Raw genomic sequence first — 16,820 nt, 5'->3', positions numbered from 1 at the left:
AAAAAGAGCCGGTACAATAAGTACCGGCCCTTTACTATTTCCAACACCCTGCTTATTTCCCCTGCACCGGTACACCAGCTGGTAACGTTACTTCTTCCCGTGCTACAGGAACAAAATCTATCTTTTTAGCAACAACGGACATACCCTTTGCATCCATTCCCAGGATAGCTTTATCATTATAAGCCCCCAATGGTCCTCCCTGGAATGGCAGCTCATCCGTTACCCACAGTGTCATATTGTCCCCTTTTCGTTTGGTGCCTACATCATAACAGGTATATCCCAGTATCACTTTAGTCTTACTGCCTTTCACTTCTTTTCCTCCCGCCTTATCGTCCCCTTTTTTCTTATCCGATTTATCTCTGTCCACCAATATTTTTTTTCCTTCTTTTTGTTGCAAAGAGTATTGCTTATCGGTGGCGCCATCTGTATATATTGCTATTTCATCCTCATCGCCGGTCTGTATCTTGATCTTTGCACCCTCTTCAGAGGTCATCTCTTCCATAGATTTACGATCCAGCCGGCTTTTGTCACCATTAAAGTACAGCACCTCTTTCTGCACAGCCGTCTCCGGTATCATTTCCTTAAACTGCTGCTGATCGGGTTTCAGGTTGGCATGCAGGTTCAATACGATCTCATATTCGATCCGGCCCTGGGTCTTGTCTTGCGCAGTAACAGCGTAAGCAGTGCTCATCATTCCCAGTAATAATATCAACTGTTTCATGTGTGTGGTTTTATATGCGTTCAACTTTTAGCTTTTGGAAAATGTCTGAATTTGTAAATAGCACTCAGCATAAAATACCGGCCTAGTGCATTGGAACGTTTATCCTCGATATACCCGGTACCGAGTATACGGTTAACAGACTGGTTACGGTTGAGCAGGTCCCTCGCCTCCGCACGTAAAGAGAAATGTTTGCCCAGCTCTTTTGTGAAGGCTGTATTCAACAGCAGGATCGTATTGTTGTATCCTGCCGCCAGGCCCAATGTGCTCAAGCCGTCTACGCTGGCTTCCAGGGAGCATTTCCAGGGCAGCGTGGCCATCGCTTCCAGCCCATAGTTCAGCAGCCAGTTCTTGTCAGGCATATTGGTAGGTACAGAGAACTTACGTTTGTTCCAGGCGGCATTACCTCTTGCATTCAGGCTCAGGTTATTACCTAAGTAATAGTTGAAGTTGACATCCGGTGTGATGGTAACCGTCTTGTATATATTGGCCAACCCATTTACAAAGGTCTTATTGCGGCTATAGGAAGCATTCAGTCCTATCGTCAGCGAAGACCCATTATCGTCTATAGCAAATCCGTTGCCTACGGTCAGAGTACCTGTATAGTTACCACTTACATTGACCGGCATAATAAACTGTCTGCCACTATTACGATCTATACTGGTACTATCCGTAATCTTACTGTCAAACCATTGCCAGTTGGCATTTACATAGAAGGAATTTCCTTTCTCTTTGAAGATGTTATAGCCTACACGTATCTGCTGGCTTTTCTCCTGGCTGAGTGCAGGATTTCCTTTACGCACGTACAGGGGATCACTGTTATCTTCCAGTGGCTGCAGGTTATTGACAGAAGGCGCATTAGCATTCACTTTATACTGGAAGGTCAACTTCTTTCCCTTGCTGGGTTTCCACTCTGCCAATGCCTCGGGCAACAATGCCTGGTAAGACCCATCGATACGATAGCCTTTCACATCAGAAGTACCACGTATCATACTTTGCTGCCAGCCGGCGCCGATCGTGTATATCAATTTCTTGTAGCTGCCGGACAGTAACAGCTTGCTGGTATACTGATCTTTACCGGTATTGTAGTTATCACTGAGTTGTGCGGACAACTGATCATATTTCCCCGTGGTGGTGTTCCTGTTATATACACTACGATCATAGTTTGCCTGGCTGAAGTACAAAGACTGACCCAACTGCAGGCTGTAACGTTTGCCGACAGGCGCTGTATATAAAATATTGGTATTAATACTGGATACATGGCCACGGTCGGCTGTCTGCTGATCTACATTAGTAGTTTGTTTACCACCAGGCAGATTGTAAAAATCACTTACGGACTGGTTGTTCAGGTGACTGTTATTACGGTAATATTGCGGTGTCACTTCGACCATCAGTGTACGTCCGGCTTTGCCCAACCGCTGTTTCAGCTGCATATTAAAATCGGCAAACAGGTTATCGCCGGTAGTGCTGGTCTGCTGAGTACCTTGGTTTAATAGCCGGGTATTATCGCTGCTAAAGGAACTGAAGCTACGTTGCTGACTGTTATTAAAATTCGTCAGATTCAGATTGGGTGTTAGTTTAATGGAGGTGTTATTACTCAGTTTGATATCCGTTATGATGTTGATACGCTGGTTGAGGTTACCGTCTGTATTTTCCGATGCCTGTTGCGTGTTGTAAGCGGTATCCGGTAAGTTGTACTGACGATTGTAATCGTAAGTATTACGTGTATTGTAGTTATTGAAAAAATAACTGCTGCGTAGTTTAAAACGATCACTCCAGTCGTTATTAAAGTTGGCGCCACCGTACTTGACATCCGTCAGGCCGGAAGGTCTGGCCAGTTCTGCCATCTCCCCCGGATCGGTCTCTATCCTTACGCCCTTCATACGCATAAGTTCTGACAGCGCTGCCGGCGGCAGGTTATTGAGCATATTCTGATCCTGGGATATCTTCTTCAGCAGTTCTGCGGCACTGAAACCAGATTTATTGACGTTGTTGGCTTTGAACAGCGCGGACATTTGTTTATCCCCGGTAAAACTGTTCACATTGAATCCTCCTTCGTAGCGATTATCGGTACCGATACCGGCGCTGGCATTGCCGAAGTACCCTTTCTTACGGTTCTTTTTGGTAACCAGGTTGATCGTCTTGGCCCTGTTACCATCGGCGACACCGGTGAACTCTTCCTGATCGCTTTTTTTATCCAGCACTTCTACTTTGTCGATCATATCTGCCGGCAGGTTGCGGGTGGCAATACTGGGATCGCTCCCGAAAAATTCCTTCCCGTCTACCAGCACCCGCTCTACAGTTTCTCCTTGTGCTTTGATGCTCCCATCCCGGTCTACATTTACACCAGGCAGTTTGCGCAACAGGTCTTCCACCACCGCATTCTCTTTCGTTTTGAACTTGCTGGCGTTATACTGAATGGTGTCTCCTTTCATACTGACAGGAGGCGTATTATCCTTCACAGTCACCTCCTTTAGTTGTACCCCTGCACCCATCTTCATGCGAATCGTATCCGGCAGGGCGGGAAAGCGGCCGGTGCCGATACTGAAAGCCAAAGAACGGAGAGGATATCCCAGGCTCTGCACCTGCAAAGCGTAATCGCCTGCGGGCATGTTAGCAAAGGATACTTCTCCCCGTTGACTTGTATATCCGGTTTTTAGAATGGCGGTATCTCCGGATTTATTGAGCTTAATGAATGCGCCCGGTAAAGGCTGATGCGTATCGGCATCTGCAACAACCGTTTGCATGTGTTGTGCATATGCTATTGCATAGATCCCTATAAAGTGCAACAGTAAAATGACGGTTTTAAATATCTTGTACATACCTTGTTATAATTGACAAGGCAAAGCTACCAACGGGTATGTCGGGAATGGGTTAACCAGTATGTATATAGTCTTAATGAATGTTAAAAAAAGCGGAGGTCAGATCAGCAGCTTATACCCTCTGCCCCGGACGTTCACGATCTGGATACGTTCGTCATGACGAAGGTACTTACGCATACGGGTAATATATACGTCCATATTACGGGCGTTGAAGAAGTTATCATCTCCCCAGAGGGTAATCAGCATTTCTTTGCGGGAAGTGATGTTATTAGCATTGTCGGCCAGCATTTTGAGTATCTCCGTTTCCCGTTGTGAGAGCCGTTGTACTTCGCCACCATGATGCAGCTCCTGGCGCTGGTGATCGAATACATAGGCGCCGAGGTAGAGATAGTCTGCCGGTGGTGGTGGCGGAGTGACTACACGGGAGCGTTTAAGCAGGGCATGAATACGAAGGATCAGCTCTTCCATGCTGAACGGCTTTTTGATATAGTCGTCGGCCCCTACATGGAATCCTTTGAGCACATCTTTCGTCTCGCTTTTGGCCGTCAGAAAGATGAGTGGGGTAGTGGTATCTATAGCGCGTATCTCTTCCACGAGGGTAAGGCCATCTTTTTTAGGCATCATGATATCAACGACACAAACATCCGGTTTAAAGGAGCGGTACAGATCCCAGCCTTCCTGTCCATTGGCGGCATAGGCTACTTCAAACCCTTTCATTTCCAGCGTCTCGCGGACTACGCCCGCCAGTATGCTTTCGTCTTCTATCAATAGCAATTTGATGTTTTCGCTCATGAATGCTTCAGTTGAACAGTAAATGTAGTACCCTGTCCCAGGCGGCTTTCGGCTTTGATACTACCTCCCAGTCGTTGCAGGAGGCTTTTCACATGACTTAATCCCAGTCCGTATCCTTTTACTTCATGCACATTGCCTTGGGGTACCCGGTAGAACTTATCGAATATATACGGCAGATAGGCCCGGTCGATACCGATCCCGTTGTCCTGTACGATAACAGTATAATACTGATCCTGTTCACGGACTTTGATATGAATATGTTTTTCGGTTGCAGCGGTGTACTTAATGGCATTGTCCAAAAGATTGGACAGGATGGTACGTACGGCAGCCGGGCGGGTACGAAGGCGCTCATGCTGCAGCTGGATATCGGGATGTATATGTACGCCGGGCAGGCCGGTATACCGGGCGATGACCGATTTGAGGAGGGCAGGTATATTGACGTCCTCCACCGGTTCGGGGATATCTTCGCCATGTTCCATACGTGTCAGCGACATGATATTGTCTACCAGCCCCTGTAACTTATGGATCTCATCCTGGCTCAGCCGAAGATAGCGGGCCGTCTTTTCGGTATCATGCATTCCCCCGAAGGTGAGTAATGCCTCGTTGGTAGCGCTGAGGATGGCCACCGGTGTTTTGAGTTCATGAGTGATATTGCTGATAAAGTCATTTTTCATGACCTCCAGCTTTTTCTGCCGCTGGATGATACGTCCCAGTATCCATATACAGCTGGCGATCAGTAGTACCAGCAGGAAGGAGAGTACGATAGGCCATAATATTTTCAGGAGGAGCATTTTGCTCAGTCCGTCAAAGGTGGCTGCTAAAGTTTTACCGGTATCCATTGACATAATCTTTATAGCGATCGTCTCCGGTCTGCTGGCCAGCAGTGTATCTTTCTTGTATAGATGCAGCTGAAAAGGCAGGTAGATCTGTTTATCCGCCAGTTCTTTAAGAAAATTCTTCCGGAGCAGCGCCGTATCCATATCTACCAGGTTGCCATACGCGAACATATTGGCCACAAAACGGTTAGCCATTTCTTTAATGGCTTTGGAATTGCCATCGTAATGTTTTGATATGGAGGAATCTTTACCGGAAAGGGTTTGGGTAGTAGTATATATACTCACCCGGCTGGTATCCTTTATGCTTACGGTGTTGGGGTCATCTTTCTTCTTTTGACGGAGCGGGCTTTTAGAGCTGGGATCCTTCTGGATGACATCGTTCATCTTCTGGATAGACCGGTTGATGGTCATAGGGGAATCTGTATCGGTGTCCATGATCATGGACAATGACATGGACGTGGAGGAGCTGGTGTCCATTTTGTTGTCATGCAGACCAAACTTCTTGGCCATCTTGGACTTATCTTTTTCCATCTGCTTCATACCCAGCACCATCACCTGCTCGTGAGCACGTTGTAAGGCATCGGCGGCCAACTGGCGGAAACTGGCCTGCTGACTGATGTAGGTGCCCCTGAGCCAATAAAGCTGGAAGGCCAGTACTGCCAGGGCGATGGGGATGGTAATCCACCAGATGCGTTTGACGATGAAGTCCATATTACAAATGTACGTTAGACAAGTGGCTGTTAGACCGGGCATTAACGTTCATTAACACTATTGCAGTGTCCGTTAACAGTAGCGGGCGGCAAGGCATATAGGCCGGGTTTTGCAGGCGCCATTTGGTGGTAATGGATTAATAATCATAGCCATATTCCTATAAACTCGCATTCCCTCATTATTTTTTGTATTTTCGCGGGTCAGTTCCAGCCCCTCCCTTTTCATATTGACTGAAAAGAGGCTATGGAATTCAATATAAATATCAAGTTTAAATTGTTTGTATGGATGTTTTAATCACGACAATAGCTGCAGTAGCGGCATTGATCATTGGAATTTTGTTGGGTAAGGTGATCTTTGCCAAGAATACGCAGCAAAAGATACTCGACGCCGAGCAGCAGGCACAAAAGATCATAGCAGACGGGCAGCTTACAGCAGAAAACCTCAAAAAGGATAAGTTACTTGAGGCAAAAGAGAAATTTTTGCAGTTGAAGAGTGAGCATGAGAAAGAAGTACTACAGCGGAATCAGAAGTTAGCAGATGCGGAGAACAGGATCAAACAGAAAGAACAGAGTTTAAATCAGAAGACCGAACACCTGCAGAAACAGGTACAGGAAAATGAAGCAATAAAAGAGAATCTGAACCGTCAGATGGAGTTGGTGGCGATCAAACGGAACGACCTGGAGAAACACCAGGAAGAGCATATCCGTCGCCTGGAAAAAGTGGCAGGGTTGACTGCAGAAGAAGCTAAACACCAGTTGGTAGAGAGCCTGAAAGAAGAAGCACGTAGCCAGGCATTGGCGCATATCCAGGAGATCATCGAGGATGCCAAATCCAAAGCTAACAAAGAAGCTAAAAAGATCATCATCCAGTCTATACAGCGTACAGCAGCGGAGCAGACTATTGAGAATGCGATCACTGTATTCAACCTGGAGAGCGATGAGATCAAGGGTCAGATCATTGGCCGTGAGGGGCGTAACATCCGTGCGATTGAAGCAGCTACCGGTGTAGACCTGATCGTGGATGATACTCCGGAGGCGATCGTACTGTCTTCATTCGATCCATTACGTCGCGAGATCGCGCGTTTGTCCCTGCAAAGGCTGGTACAGGATGGACGTATCCACCCCGCCCGTATCGAGGAAGTAGTAGAAAAGACAAAGAAACAACTGGAAGAGCAGGTAATGGATATCGGGGAGAGAACAGTGATAGAACTGGGTATCCACGGGCTGCATAAAGAGCTGGTACGCCTGGTAGGTAAGATGCGTTTCCGTTCTTCTTACGGCCAGAACCTGCTGATGCACTCTAAGGAAACGGCTAACCTTTGTGGCGTAATGGCTGCTGAGCTGGGCCTCAATCCTAAACTGGCAAAACGCGCTGGTCTGTTGCACGACATTGGTAAAGTACCTGATGAAGAAACGGAGCTGAGCCATGCTTTGCTGGGTGCTAAACTGGCAGAGAAATACGGAGAGCATGCAGCGGTAGTGAACGCTATCGGTGCCCACCACGATGAGATGGAAATGCAATATGTGATCTCTCCGATCGTACAGGCTTGTGATGCCATCAGCGGTGCCCGTCCTGGTGCCCGTCGTGAGATCATGCAGAGCTACCTGCAACGTATCAAGGACCTGGAAAACCTGGCCCTGGCGCATGACGGCGTGGAAAAAGCATATGCTATCCAAGCTGGCCGTGAGCTGCGTGTGATCGTAGAAAGCGATAAAGTAACCGACAACGATGCAGATCGCCTGTCCTTCGAAATTGCCACCAAGATCCAGACAGAGATGCAATATCCCGGTCAGATCAAGGTAACCGTGATCCGCGAGAAGAGAGCGGTGAACGTAGCGAGATAAGCGAAGGTTATAACAAAAATATTACACCCGGATTTCTGCCAGCTGGCCATGAAATCCGGGTGTTTTGTTTGTCAGCAGATCTGGGTTAGTCTTCCAGTGTGGTCAGGTCAGTCGTAGGTGCCGGCAGGTTGAGGTTATTCACCTCGGTATATACCGATTCCGGAACTTTAAAGCCCCATTTGCGGAAAAAACCACCTAGGTTCCTGCCAGACAGCTGGCTGGCAGCGAGCATGAAATAGCGCATCTTGTCGTTATCGGAGCTGGCAGTAGGTTTCTCCTGCCGGATACGCTGGTGCATCTGCTGATAGAAACTGTCGCCATAGGCCAGCCATAGCTGGTGAAACATCGCCAGCCTTACCCATACATCTGCTTTGCTGCCATTGAAGTCCCTTTCTGCATCCGCCAGTGCCAGGAAGGTCTTTACCTTGGGCCATACCCCATCAGCCCGCAGGCGGGAAGGGGTGATGCCGAAGGCACGTTCTACGGCGAGGCTGTAGATATTAACGGTCACCTCTCCCAGGGTGCTCCATCTCATCGGGCCCTGTTGGTGCATATGTCCCAGTTCATGCCAGGGTCCCCAGGAGCGGATACCATTTACAGTCAGCAATACATTGACCACATCTTTATGATACCAGGTACGGTACCAGGTAGCGGCCATATAGGTATCTGCCTTATCGGTTTCTGTCATGAGGTATTTATGGGCGTTTACGCGGTCGCGTTCGCTACTACCCCATAAGCCGCTGAGGGAGTCTTCTATATTGATGATACGGTCTGCGAGGGTCACTACCTGTCCCTGGTCTTCATCTTTATAGGTAAGCGCTTTGGCGCGGGAGGCGACGATAATCACCCTTTTGCCCACCAGTTGTACATCGGGTACATCGGTGTACAGGTTGAGCATACTAAGCCATTCGGCGTGGGTGGTTTTGCCTAATACAAAATAGGGTACCGGCTTTTTGCCTTCTTTAAACGTGAGGCGGGCACTGGCGCCTGGTGTACCATCGGTGATATACCGGATATAGATCAGGCCTCCCAGCGGATCAGTAATAGTATTTTCTCCTGCCTGCAACTGGTAGGAGGTAGGATCCCATTTGTTTTCGTAACGGGAGTAAGTGCCGATCAGTATACGCGGCAGCCGGGAACCGGAGAGTTGCTGTACCTGCACTTTAAGGGTCCCGTTGGGTGGCAAGTAGAAGCCCGTAGGGGTGAAGTCGGAAGCGGGGTTGCCCTGCTGGAGCCGGGTAGCTTCTTTGCTACCGGAAGGTTGTTCACTGATGGTGATGACGCTGTCTGTCAACAGTTCTGTGGAGGCGTCACGGGAAGAGGCAGCCGGATCTCCGGGAGGCTCCGCCGCTGGTTTACGACAGCTGGTGTTCACTAATAGCAAACAGGAGAAGGCGCCTGTCATGCAGGCAAACAGGATTTTGGATTTCATGCGTTCGGAATTTTAAAATGGTTAATGAAACGTTGGTTGATGTGAGGATTGAATGGAATTACTAAATAAGCGGATTAACACATCCTGGCGATCCTGATGCTTAGGTTCATTGTTCACTGATATACGTCCGTGCTAACGGGCTATCCCAATATATTATAATTCAGAGAGAGGGCGAAAAGGAGGGAGGGTAAATGACAGAGCAGGTATAAAAAGCGGCGGGAGGGCATCGATATATCGTCATAGAATTGTCATCCTGTATGACCGGTAAGTGCTGCTATTATTCTGGCAGAAAAAACAAAAAATATATCTCTATTTTGGCTCCGTTGTAAAAAAACATGTATGAAAAAAAGTACGTTGAAAGTAAATACGCTGAAATCCTGGGTATTGGGAATGTTATTGGCAGCAGCATTGCCCGTGTCTGCACAAAAGAGCCAATCTCTTTTTAACGGTAAGAACCTGGATGGCTGGAAGATCCATGGTACGGAGAAATGGTATGTAGAGAAGGGTAACCTGATCTGCGAGAGTGGTCCTGACAAGGAATATGGTTACCTGGCTACTGATAAGCAATACAAGGACTTTGAGCTGACGCTGGAGTTCAAGCAGGAAGCTGACGGTAACAGTGGTGTGTTTTTCCACTCTTCACTGGAAGGCACCAAGATTGCTGGCTGGCAGGCAGAGGTAGCACCTCCGGGACAACATAGTGGCGGTATTTACGAGTCCTATGGTCGTGGATGGCTGATCCAACCCGAAGCAGAGAAAGAGAAAGCGCTGAAGATGGGTGAGTGGAACAAGATGCGTATCCGTGTGGTAGGCGATGAAGTGACCACCTGGCTGAATGGTGAGCAGATGATCACGCTGAAAGATGATAAGATCGGTGAAAAAAACGGGCAGATCGCATTACAGATACACTCCGGCGGAGGTATCAAAGTAAGATGGAGAAACATCGCCGTGAAAGAATTATAGTACTGATTACAAGGATCGTCAATAATCAAAGGGATGCGGTGTAGACTGCTTCCCTTTTTTATATCTTACACGCATGGAAACAACTTTTTTGGAACAAATAGCAGCATCGGCGGAATACCTGCAACAGCAAGGTTTTAAGCAGCCCAGGGTAGGTATTGTATTGGGTACCGGCCTGGGAGAGCTGGTACAACATATCCGGATCGAACATAGTATCCCTTATCAGCATATCCCGCATTTCCCGGAGTCGACGGTAGAGTCGCACAAGGGGCAGCTGATATATGGACATATCGGCGATACACCGGTAGTGGCGATGCAGGGCCGCTTTCATTATTATGAAGGATATACGATGCAGCAGATCACCTTCCCTATACGGGTGATGAAAGCGTTGGGCGTACAACAGCTATTATTGAGCAATGCAGCGGGCGGCATGAATCCGGCCTTTAAGAAAGGCGACCTGGTATTGCTGGATGATCATATCAACCTGCAACCGGAAAGTCCGTTACGGGGATTAAATGCGCCAGCTTATGGCACCCGTTTCCCGGATATGAGCTGCCCTTACGACCCGCAACTGGGCCGCCAGTTATCCGAAGCAGCGGGTGCACTGCAACTGCCCCTTCATAAAGGCGTGTATGTATCGGTGATGGGACCTAACCTGGAGACCCGGGCAGAATACCGGTTCCTGCGAATGATAGGTGCTGATATGGTAGGTATGAGCACCGTACCGGAAGTGATCGTTGCCAACCAGTTACAATTGCCTTGTGCAGCCATTTCCGTCATCACGGACGAATGTGATCCGGATAACCTACACCCTGTATCCATTGCCGAGATCATCGCAGTAGCCAATGCAGCAGACAAACAACTCAGCAGCTTATTTGCTACAGTTATAGCGGCTTTATAACATATCAAAAGGGCTGATCCGGATAGGATCAACCCTTTTTTAGTGTTTATCTTTTATTATCTTTTTTGTCGTCGTCATTATCTTCATCGTCTTCTTCCTCCTCCTCATCATCGTCATCCTCTTCTTCTTCTTCTTCTTCTTCTTCTTCTATATCATCATCTTCCTCCTCATCATCTCCTTCTTCCTCCTCATCATCATTGTCTCCGTCTTCACCGTTATCTTCATTGTCCTCTTCTTCCTCCTCATCGTCTTCATATTCCTCTTCGCTATTGCTATCTTCGTCTTCCTCATCTTCCTCCCCATCGTCTTCACCATCTTCTTCCTCCTCATCATCGTCATCACTATCTTCGTCTTCCTCGTCATCGTCATCCTCTTCTTCTTCCTCATACTCCTCATCTTCTTCGTCTTCCTCATCTTCCTCCCCATCGTCTTCACCATCTTCTTCCTCCTCCTCATCATTGTCATCACTATCTTCGTCTTCCTCTTCTTCCTCTTCTTCCTCTTCTTCATCTCCATCTTCCTCCTCATCGTCTCCGTCTTCACCGTTACCTTCCTCTTCATTCTCCTCTTCATCTTCAACATCTTCTTCCTCATCCTCCTCATCTTCAACATCTTCCTCTTCGTCCGCGGCATCATCTGTTGCCGCTTCATCGCTATCGCTTTCCGCAGCTTCTTCCGCCCCGGCTGTTACTTCCGGAGTCTCGTTGTCTTTGATATTTTCTTCCGGGGTTGAGAGGGTATCTTCCGGAGGGTTGCCGGACAGATCGTCCTCTTCGGTGCCGGCAGGTGCCTGTTCTTCTCCTTCCAGCGTTTCTGTATCGGTGGCGGTAGTCGTTTGCCCCTCGTCTGTGGCTGGTACATCCAGGTTCAGGAATACGGTTTCGATCGCTTCTTCGTCCTGGTCTTCCCGTTCCTTTTCTGCTTCGGCTTCTTCCTGCTCGACTACCTGCTGCAAGTCTTCCAGGGGAGGTAATTGTACTATTTCGGTGATCTGCTGTGGAGGAATGTCGCTGTAGGCGATGTCTTCCAGTATCTCTTCTCCGCTGTCCTTATCGGCTTGTTCGACCAGTTCGCCGGATTCGGAGACGATCAGGTTACCATTACCGGGGGCGGCGAGCGGGCGTTCCCGTTCATGCTCCTGTGCCTGTAGCAGTTCATCGCTGATGAGGGTAGGCTGGATGATCTCTTCGTCGAATACCTCTCTGAGTTTAGGCAGATCGGCAGGAGAGTTGAGACCAAAGTAATCCATGAAGGATTTGGAAGTAGCGTAGAGAAGGGGTTTTCCCGGGAGGTCTTCGCTACGACCGGATATGACGATCAGTTCTTTTTCGAGTAGTTTCTGAATGGAGTAGTCGGTGCTGACACCTCTGATGTGTTCGATCTCGCCTTTGGAGATGGGCTGGCGGTATGCGATGATAGCCAATGTCTCCAGGGCGGCGGTAGACAGTCGTTTGAGGAATTTCTCTCCGTTGAGCTGTGCTACGGTCTGGTAGTAGTCTTTTTTGGTGAGGAACTGGAATCCTCCACCGCTTTCTCTTACTTCGAAGGCATAGAATTCGGACTGGTATTTTTCGTGGATGGCCTCGAGGGCGGCGGATACCTGGTCCAGTGTAGCTCTGTCTTCGAGAAATGCGAGTGCATTATTGAGCAGTTCCACTATCTCCATGGCGGGGAGTGGTCGATCTGCGGCAAAGATCAGTGCTTCGACATGCGGAATAATCTGAGATATTTCCATAGTGCCATTCAGATTTGAGAGGAAAGCAGGCTCTGGATGAGTTGATCGGCATCCTAGCCTTTTTACATAAAAAGGTCAAAGACCGAAAATACAGTCTTTGACCCTATTATAGAAATATAAATATACACTATTTATCATCCTGCCAGTGCGGCGGCGCCACTTACGATCTCTGTCAGCTCGGTAGTGATGGCGGCCTGACGGGCACGGTTGTAGGAGATCTTCAGGGAGCGGATGATTTCCGCAGCGTTCTCAGATGCTTTATCCATGGCGGTCATACGGGCGCCGTGTTCGGAAGCATGTGCATCGAGGATAGCTTTGAAGAACTGGGTATTGAGGATCTTAGGCATCAGCTCGGCGATCAGCGTTTCTTTCTCCGGTTCGAAGATGAAGTCGGCTTTGATCGCTTTTTTGTTGTCGGCAGCAGTAGGCTCCACTTTAGCGATAGGAAGGAATTGCTCTGATACAAAGAATTGAGTAGCAGCGTTTTTGAATTGGCTGTATACGATCTCTACCGCATCATACTGGCCTTTTACGAAGCCTTCGAGTGCTACTGCGGCAGCTTCTTTTACATGTTCGAAATTGAGGTTACCGAACAGCTGCCAGAATTTATCGTTGATCTTGTAACCGTTCTTCACAAAATGTTCATATCCTTTTTTACCGATAGGCATGATATCTACCTTGCCCTGGGCAAATTGCTCGGCATATTTCTCACGGATCAGTTGTTTGGACAGCTTGATCAGGTTGGAGTTATAAGCGCCGCAGAGTCCTCTGTCGGAAGTGATTACCACCACCAGTACTTTATCCACCTGGCGTTGTGCTGCCAGAGCCATATCGATGTCACCTTCGCTGTTGGAAACAATATTTTGCAGCATTTCCTGCAGTTTCAGTGCATAGGGGCGCATGAGGAGGATGGCTTCCTGGGCGCGCCTTAACTTGGCAGCGCTCACCATTTTCATTGCCTTTGTGATCTGCTGGCTGGACTGAACTGATTTTATTCGGTTACGGACTTCTTTAAGCTGACCGGACATATGATAATAAAGGATTACAAATTTTATTAATAATAAAAAGGGAATGCCTTTTTATTTCGGCTGCAAAGGTAAGCAAAGCGGGTATAATTCTGAAATCCGGGGGAAAGATAATTTAAAAGAACGGCCAGTGGCTGCGCCGTTATCGCAGAAGTTCGATTTAGCAACTGATTTACAACAACTTAGTACGGTTGAGGTGCGCCAGGAAGGCTGCCTTATAGGTATCGCCGATGGGGATATATTCTTTTCCGATGATGACCCGGTTGCCTTCGACCATATCGATCCTGCTAAGGGCGATGAGGTAGGACTTATGTATACGGATGAACTGGCCGGGGGGCAATACGTCTTCCATCCGTTTGAGGCTCTGGAGGGTCATAGTTTTACCCTGGAGGGTGTGGATCATCACATATTCTTTCAGGCTTTGGATGAAGAGGATATCGTCGAGGCCGATACGAACGATGCGGTGGTCGGTCTTTACAAAGATGGAGCCATCGGCGACGGGTGTATTTTCCAGCGGAGGCGGGACCGCGGCGGGCGGCGTTGCCGGCAGCGCCGGCTGGGAAGAGGCCAGCACTTTACTGACTGCTTTGAGGAATCGTTCGTAGCGGATGGGCTTGAGGAGGTAGTCTGCCACATCCAGCTCGAAGCCATCGAGGGCATATTCCGGGTAAGCGGTGGTCAATATGACGTGTGGACGGTGCGGTAATATCCGCAGGAACTGTAGTCCGTTGATGGCTGGCATCTGTACATCGAGGAAGACGAGCTGTACCTGTTGCTGTTGCAGCAGGGGTAGTGCATCAGGGGCATGGGTGAATCCGCCTTTGTATTCGAGAAAGGGTGTACGGGCGACGTAATCGGAGAGCAGGTCTAATGCCAGCGGTTCGTCGTCGATGATGATGCAGGATAATTTCTCCATACCTGGGTCAGTTCAATTGCAAATGTAAATCTACCGAATAATGTTCGCCATCCTGCCTGATATCCAGCTGATACCGCTTGGGATAGATCAGTTCCAGGCGGCGGCGTACATTCTGCAGGCCGACACCTCCCATAGGGTCTTTTTGTTGCTGGCTGATACGGTTACTGGAGGAAAAATGTAAGGTATTGCCTTCCACGCTGATATGTAATACCATCGGATCGTCAGGGTCGTTGATGATGCCATGTTTGAAGGCATTTTCGACAAACGGTATCAGGATGAGGGGGGCAATATATACGTTGCCGCTGCTATGGCTGATATGTTGCTGCAAGGCCATCGGTCCCTGTATCCGTAACTCCTGTAAGGCGATCAGCTGTTCGAGGTAGTGGAGTTCTTTTTCCAGTGGTACGAAGGGGTGCCCGCTGTCGTATAGCATATACCGCATGATCTCCGCCAGGTGCATTACCGCATCCGGTGTGTTTTCGGAACGGCGATAGGCCATGGTATAGATGTTATTCAGGCTGTTGAACAGGAAATGCGGGTTGATCTGAGAGCGGAGAAAGTCGAGTTCTGCTTTCAGGCGTTCGTTTTCCAGTTGCTGGCGGGTACGTTCATGGAGGAACCAGTCTTTGGCCAGTTTATAAGCAGAGCTCAGAAAAATAAAGAAGCCGACTAAGACCGCTCCTTTTAATAGGCTGGTCAGCAGGTTACTCCACTCCGGGTAATTCATATTACGGCGTTGGGGCATGCTGTCATACATCGTGAAACGGAAATAGCCGCTATACACCAGTACGATCAATAGCCATCCCAGTATGACTATCCACCACTGCCTGCCCCGGGCATGTGGCAGCAATAGCAGCAGGTTGATATAGAATATCCCGACAAATGACAGGAACATTACTATACCTTCCACATATTTTGTAGAGAAAGGTTTCAGGAACAGATGTTGGAAGAACACAACGAATATGGCGCACCAGACCAATATGTGGATACTTGTTTCGATGTATTTCTTCATTTGTTAAAAGTACGGTTTAGCCGGATGAAAAGGCCATTCCTTTCAGCGAACGGGTCATTCTCTCCTATCAACAGGCTGCCGCAGGTGTTCAACGGTTGTATGGCGGGGAAGCCTGTTGGTATACCCGCAGGCCGTGTATATTGAATAAACGGTTGCTTCTGAGCGGCCGGGACCATATTTGCAGTAATTATTCATTTCTGACATGACAACACCTATCATCAGTACACAACAGTTATCATTTAGCTACGGCAACATCCAGGTGTTGCGGGATATACAGCTGGAAGTACCACGAGGCAGCATATACGGTTTCCTTGGGGTGAACGGAGCAGGTAAGACGACGCTGATCCGCCTATTGCTCGGGTTATTGCGGCAACGCGGCGATCATATCCGTTTGTTTGATCAGTCATTACAAACCAACCGGCTGCCCATCCTCTCCCGTATAGGCAGCCTGATAGAGATGCCTTCCCTGTATAGCCATCTGAATGGGTATGAGAACCTGCTGAGTATTGCCCTACTACGCAAAGTGCCTAAGCGCCGAATCGACGACGTCTTGTCGCTGGTGCGGTTGGAAAAGGATGCGCATCGTAAGGTAAAAGAATATTCGCTGGGGATGAAACAGCGCCTAAGTCTTGCCCTGGCGATGCTGTCGGAGCCGGACCTCCTGATACTGGATGAGCCGACGAACGGCCTTGACCCGAATGGGATCATCGAGATACGGGAGTTGCTGATACGGTTGAATAAAGAAGCTGGTGTGACCGTGTTCCTTTCCAGTCACTTACTATCTGAGATAGAGAAGCTGGTCACACATGTAGGTATTTTACACAAAGGGCAGCTGATGTTCCAGGGTACGCTTTCGGCGTTGCAGACTTTACAGGCGCACCGGTCTACGGTACAACTGAAGGTGGGCCAGCCGGACCTCGCCCTTGCACTGTTACAGGATGTGAAAGATATTGTCTGCCTGAACGGAAATCATCTGCAGTTCCCTTTCCTGTCGGAAGCGCATATTGCCGCTACAGTGCGACAGCTAACGGCGAATGATATCGACATCTTCCAGGTAGCCATCGCCCAACATGACCTTGAAAACTTATTCTTCCAGATCACTGAAAACAAATAACT

General features: G+C 48.5%; 13 protein-coding genes. 4 read left to right on the top strand and 9 right to left on the bottom strand.

Translation table 11 applies throughout. The annotated features are described in order from the left end of the window. Positions 1-52 precede the first annotated feature (52 nt). The 4 genes from KTO58_RS27255 to KTO58_RS27240 all read right to left on the bottom strand — a co-directional run bounded on the left by KTO58_RS27255 (position 53) and on the right by KTO58_RS27240 (position 5,879). Positions 53-721, bottom strand: a complete 669-nt coding sequence (locus KTO58_RS27255; protein ID WP_157752715.1) for a hypothetical protein — start codon at positions 719-721, stop codon at positions 53-55. 20 nt (positions 722-741) lie between these two features. After that, positions 742-3,540 carry a TonB-dependent receptor gene (locus KTO58_RS27250; RefSeq protein WP_095836376.1) on the bottom strand — a complete coding sequence of 933 codons (2,799 nt, stop codon included), beginning with the start codon at positions 3,538-3,540 and terminating at the stop codon, positions 742-744. A 99-nt stretch (positions 3,541-3,639) separates the two neighbouring features. Then, a complete protein-coding gene (locus KTO58_RS27245) occupies positions 3,640-4,332 on the bottom strand; it encodes a response regulator transcription factor (RefSeq protein WP_095836377.1) in 693 nt (230 codons plus the stop codon). Next, the gene (locus KTO58_RS27240; RefSeq protein ID WP_198315093.1) at positions 4,329-5,879 is read right to left on the bottom strand and encodes a sensor histidine kinase; all 1,551 of its coding nucleotides are present in this window, start codon (positions 5,877-5,879) and stop codon (positions 4,329-4,331) included. The genes KTO58_RS27245 and KTO58_RS27240 overlap by 4 nt, the downstream gene beginning before the upstream one ends. Before the next feature lie 281 nt (positions 5,880-6,160). Here KTO58_RS27240 and rny point away from each other — a divergent pair, with 281 nt between their 5' ends. Beyond that, the gene (gene rny, locus KTO58_RS27235) at positions 6,161-7,723 is read left to right on the top strand and encodes a ribonuclease Y (RefSeq protein WP_095836379.1); all 1,563 of its coding nucleotides are present in this window, start codon (positions 6,161-6,163) and stop codon (positions 7,721-7,723) included. A gap of 85 nt (positions 7,724-7,808) precedes the next feature. Here rny and KTO58_RS27230 read toward each other — a convergent pair whose 3' ends face one another. Further along, on the bottom strand, positions 7,809-9,155 hold the full coding sequence (locus KTO58_RS27230; RefSeq protein WP_095836380.1) for a M60 family metallopeptidase: 1,347 nt from the start codon (positions 9,153-9,155) through the stop codon (positions 7,809-7,811). A gap of 339 nt (positions 9,156-9,494) precedes the next feature. Here KTO58_RS27230 and KTO58_RS27225 point away from each other — a divergent pair, with 339 nt between their 5' ends. Then, entirely contained in the window at positions 9,495-10,118 is a 624-nt protein-coding gene (locus tag KTO58_RS27225) for a 3-keto-disaccharide hydrolase (RefSeq protein ID WP_095836381.1), read from the top strand. Between the two features lie 73 nt (positions 10,119-10,191). After that, a complete protein-coding gene (locus tag KTO58_RS27220) occupies positions 10,192-11,016 on the top strand; it encodes a purine-nucleoside phosphorylase (RefSeq protein WP_095836382.1) in 825 nt (274 codons plus the stop codon). A 46-nt stretch (positions 11,017-11,062) separates the two neighbouring features. Here KTO58_RS27220 and scpB read toward each other — a convergent pair whose 3' ends face one another. The 4 genes from scpB to KTO58_RS27200 all read right to left on the bottom strand — a co-directional run bounded on the left by scpB (position 11,063) and on the right by KTO58_RS27200 (position 15,704). Then, entirely contained in the window at positions 11,063-12,751 is a 1,689-nt protein-coding gene (scpB, locus tag KTO58_RS27215; protein ID WP_225859942.1) for an SMC-Scp complex subunit ScpB, read from the bottom strand. 134 nt (positions 12,752-12,885) lie between these two features. Continuing rightward, positions 12,886-13,779, bottom strand: coding sequence for an ATP synthase F1 subunit gamma (gene atpG / locus KTO58_RS27210; protein WP_095836383.1), 894 nt, complete (start codon positions 13,777-13,779; stop codon positions 12,886-12,888). Positions 13,780-13,948: 169 nt separating this feature from the next. After that, entirely contained in the window at positions 13,949-14,692 is a 744-nt protein-coding gene (locus tag KTO58_RS27205) for a LytR/AlgR family response regulator transcription factor (protein WP_095836384.1), read from the bottom strand. A gap of 7 nt (positions 14,693-14,699) precedes the next feature. Further along, positions 14,700-15,704 (bottom strand): sensor histidine kinase, encoded by a 1,005-nt coding sequence (locus KTO58_RS27200; protein WP_095836385.1) that lies wholly within the window; start codon positions 15,702-15,704, stop codon positions 14,700-14,702. A gap of 202 nt (positions 15,705-15,906) precedes the next feature. Here KTO58_RS27200 and KTO58_RS27195 point away from each other — a divergent pair, with 202 nt between their 5' ends. Continuing rightward, entirely contained in the window at positions 15,907-16,818 is a 912-nt protein-coding gene (locus tag KTO58_RS27195; RefSeq protein ID WP_095836387.1) for an ABC transporter ATP-binding protein, read from the top strand. Positions 16,819-16,820 lie beyond the last annotated feature (2 nt).

The sequence above is a fragment of the Chitinophaga pendula genome, assembly GCF_020386615.1.
GTDB lineage: Bacteria > Bacteroidota > Bacteroidia > Chitinophagales > Chitinophagaceae > Chitinophaga > Chitinophaga pendula.
Note: the sequence above shows the minus strand (reverse complement) of the source record. Positions and strands in the feature narration are given on the sequence as shown.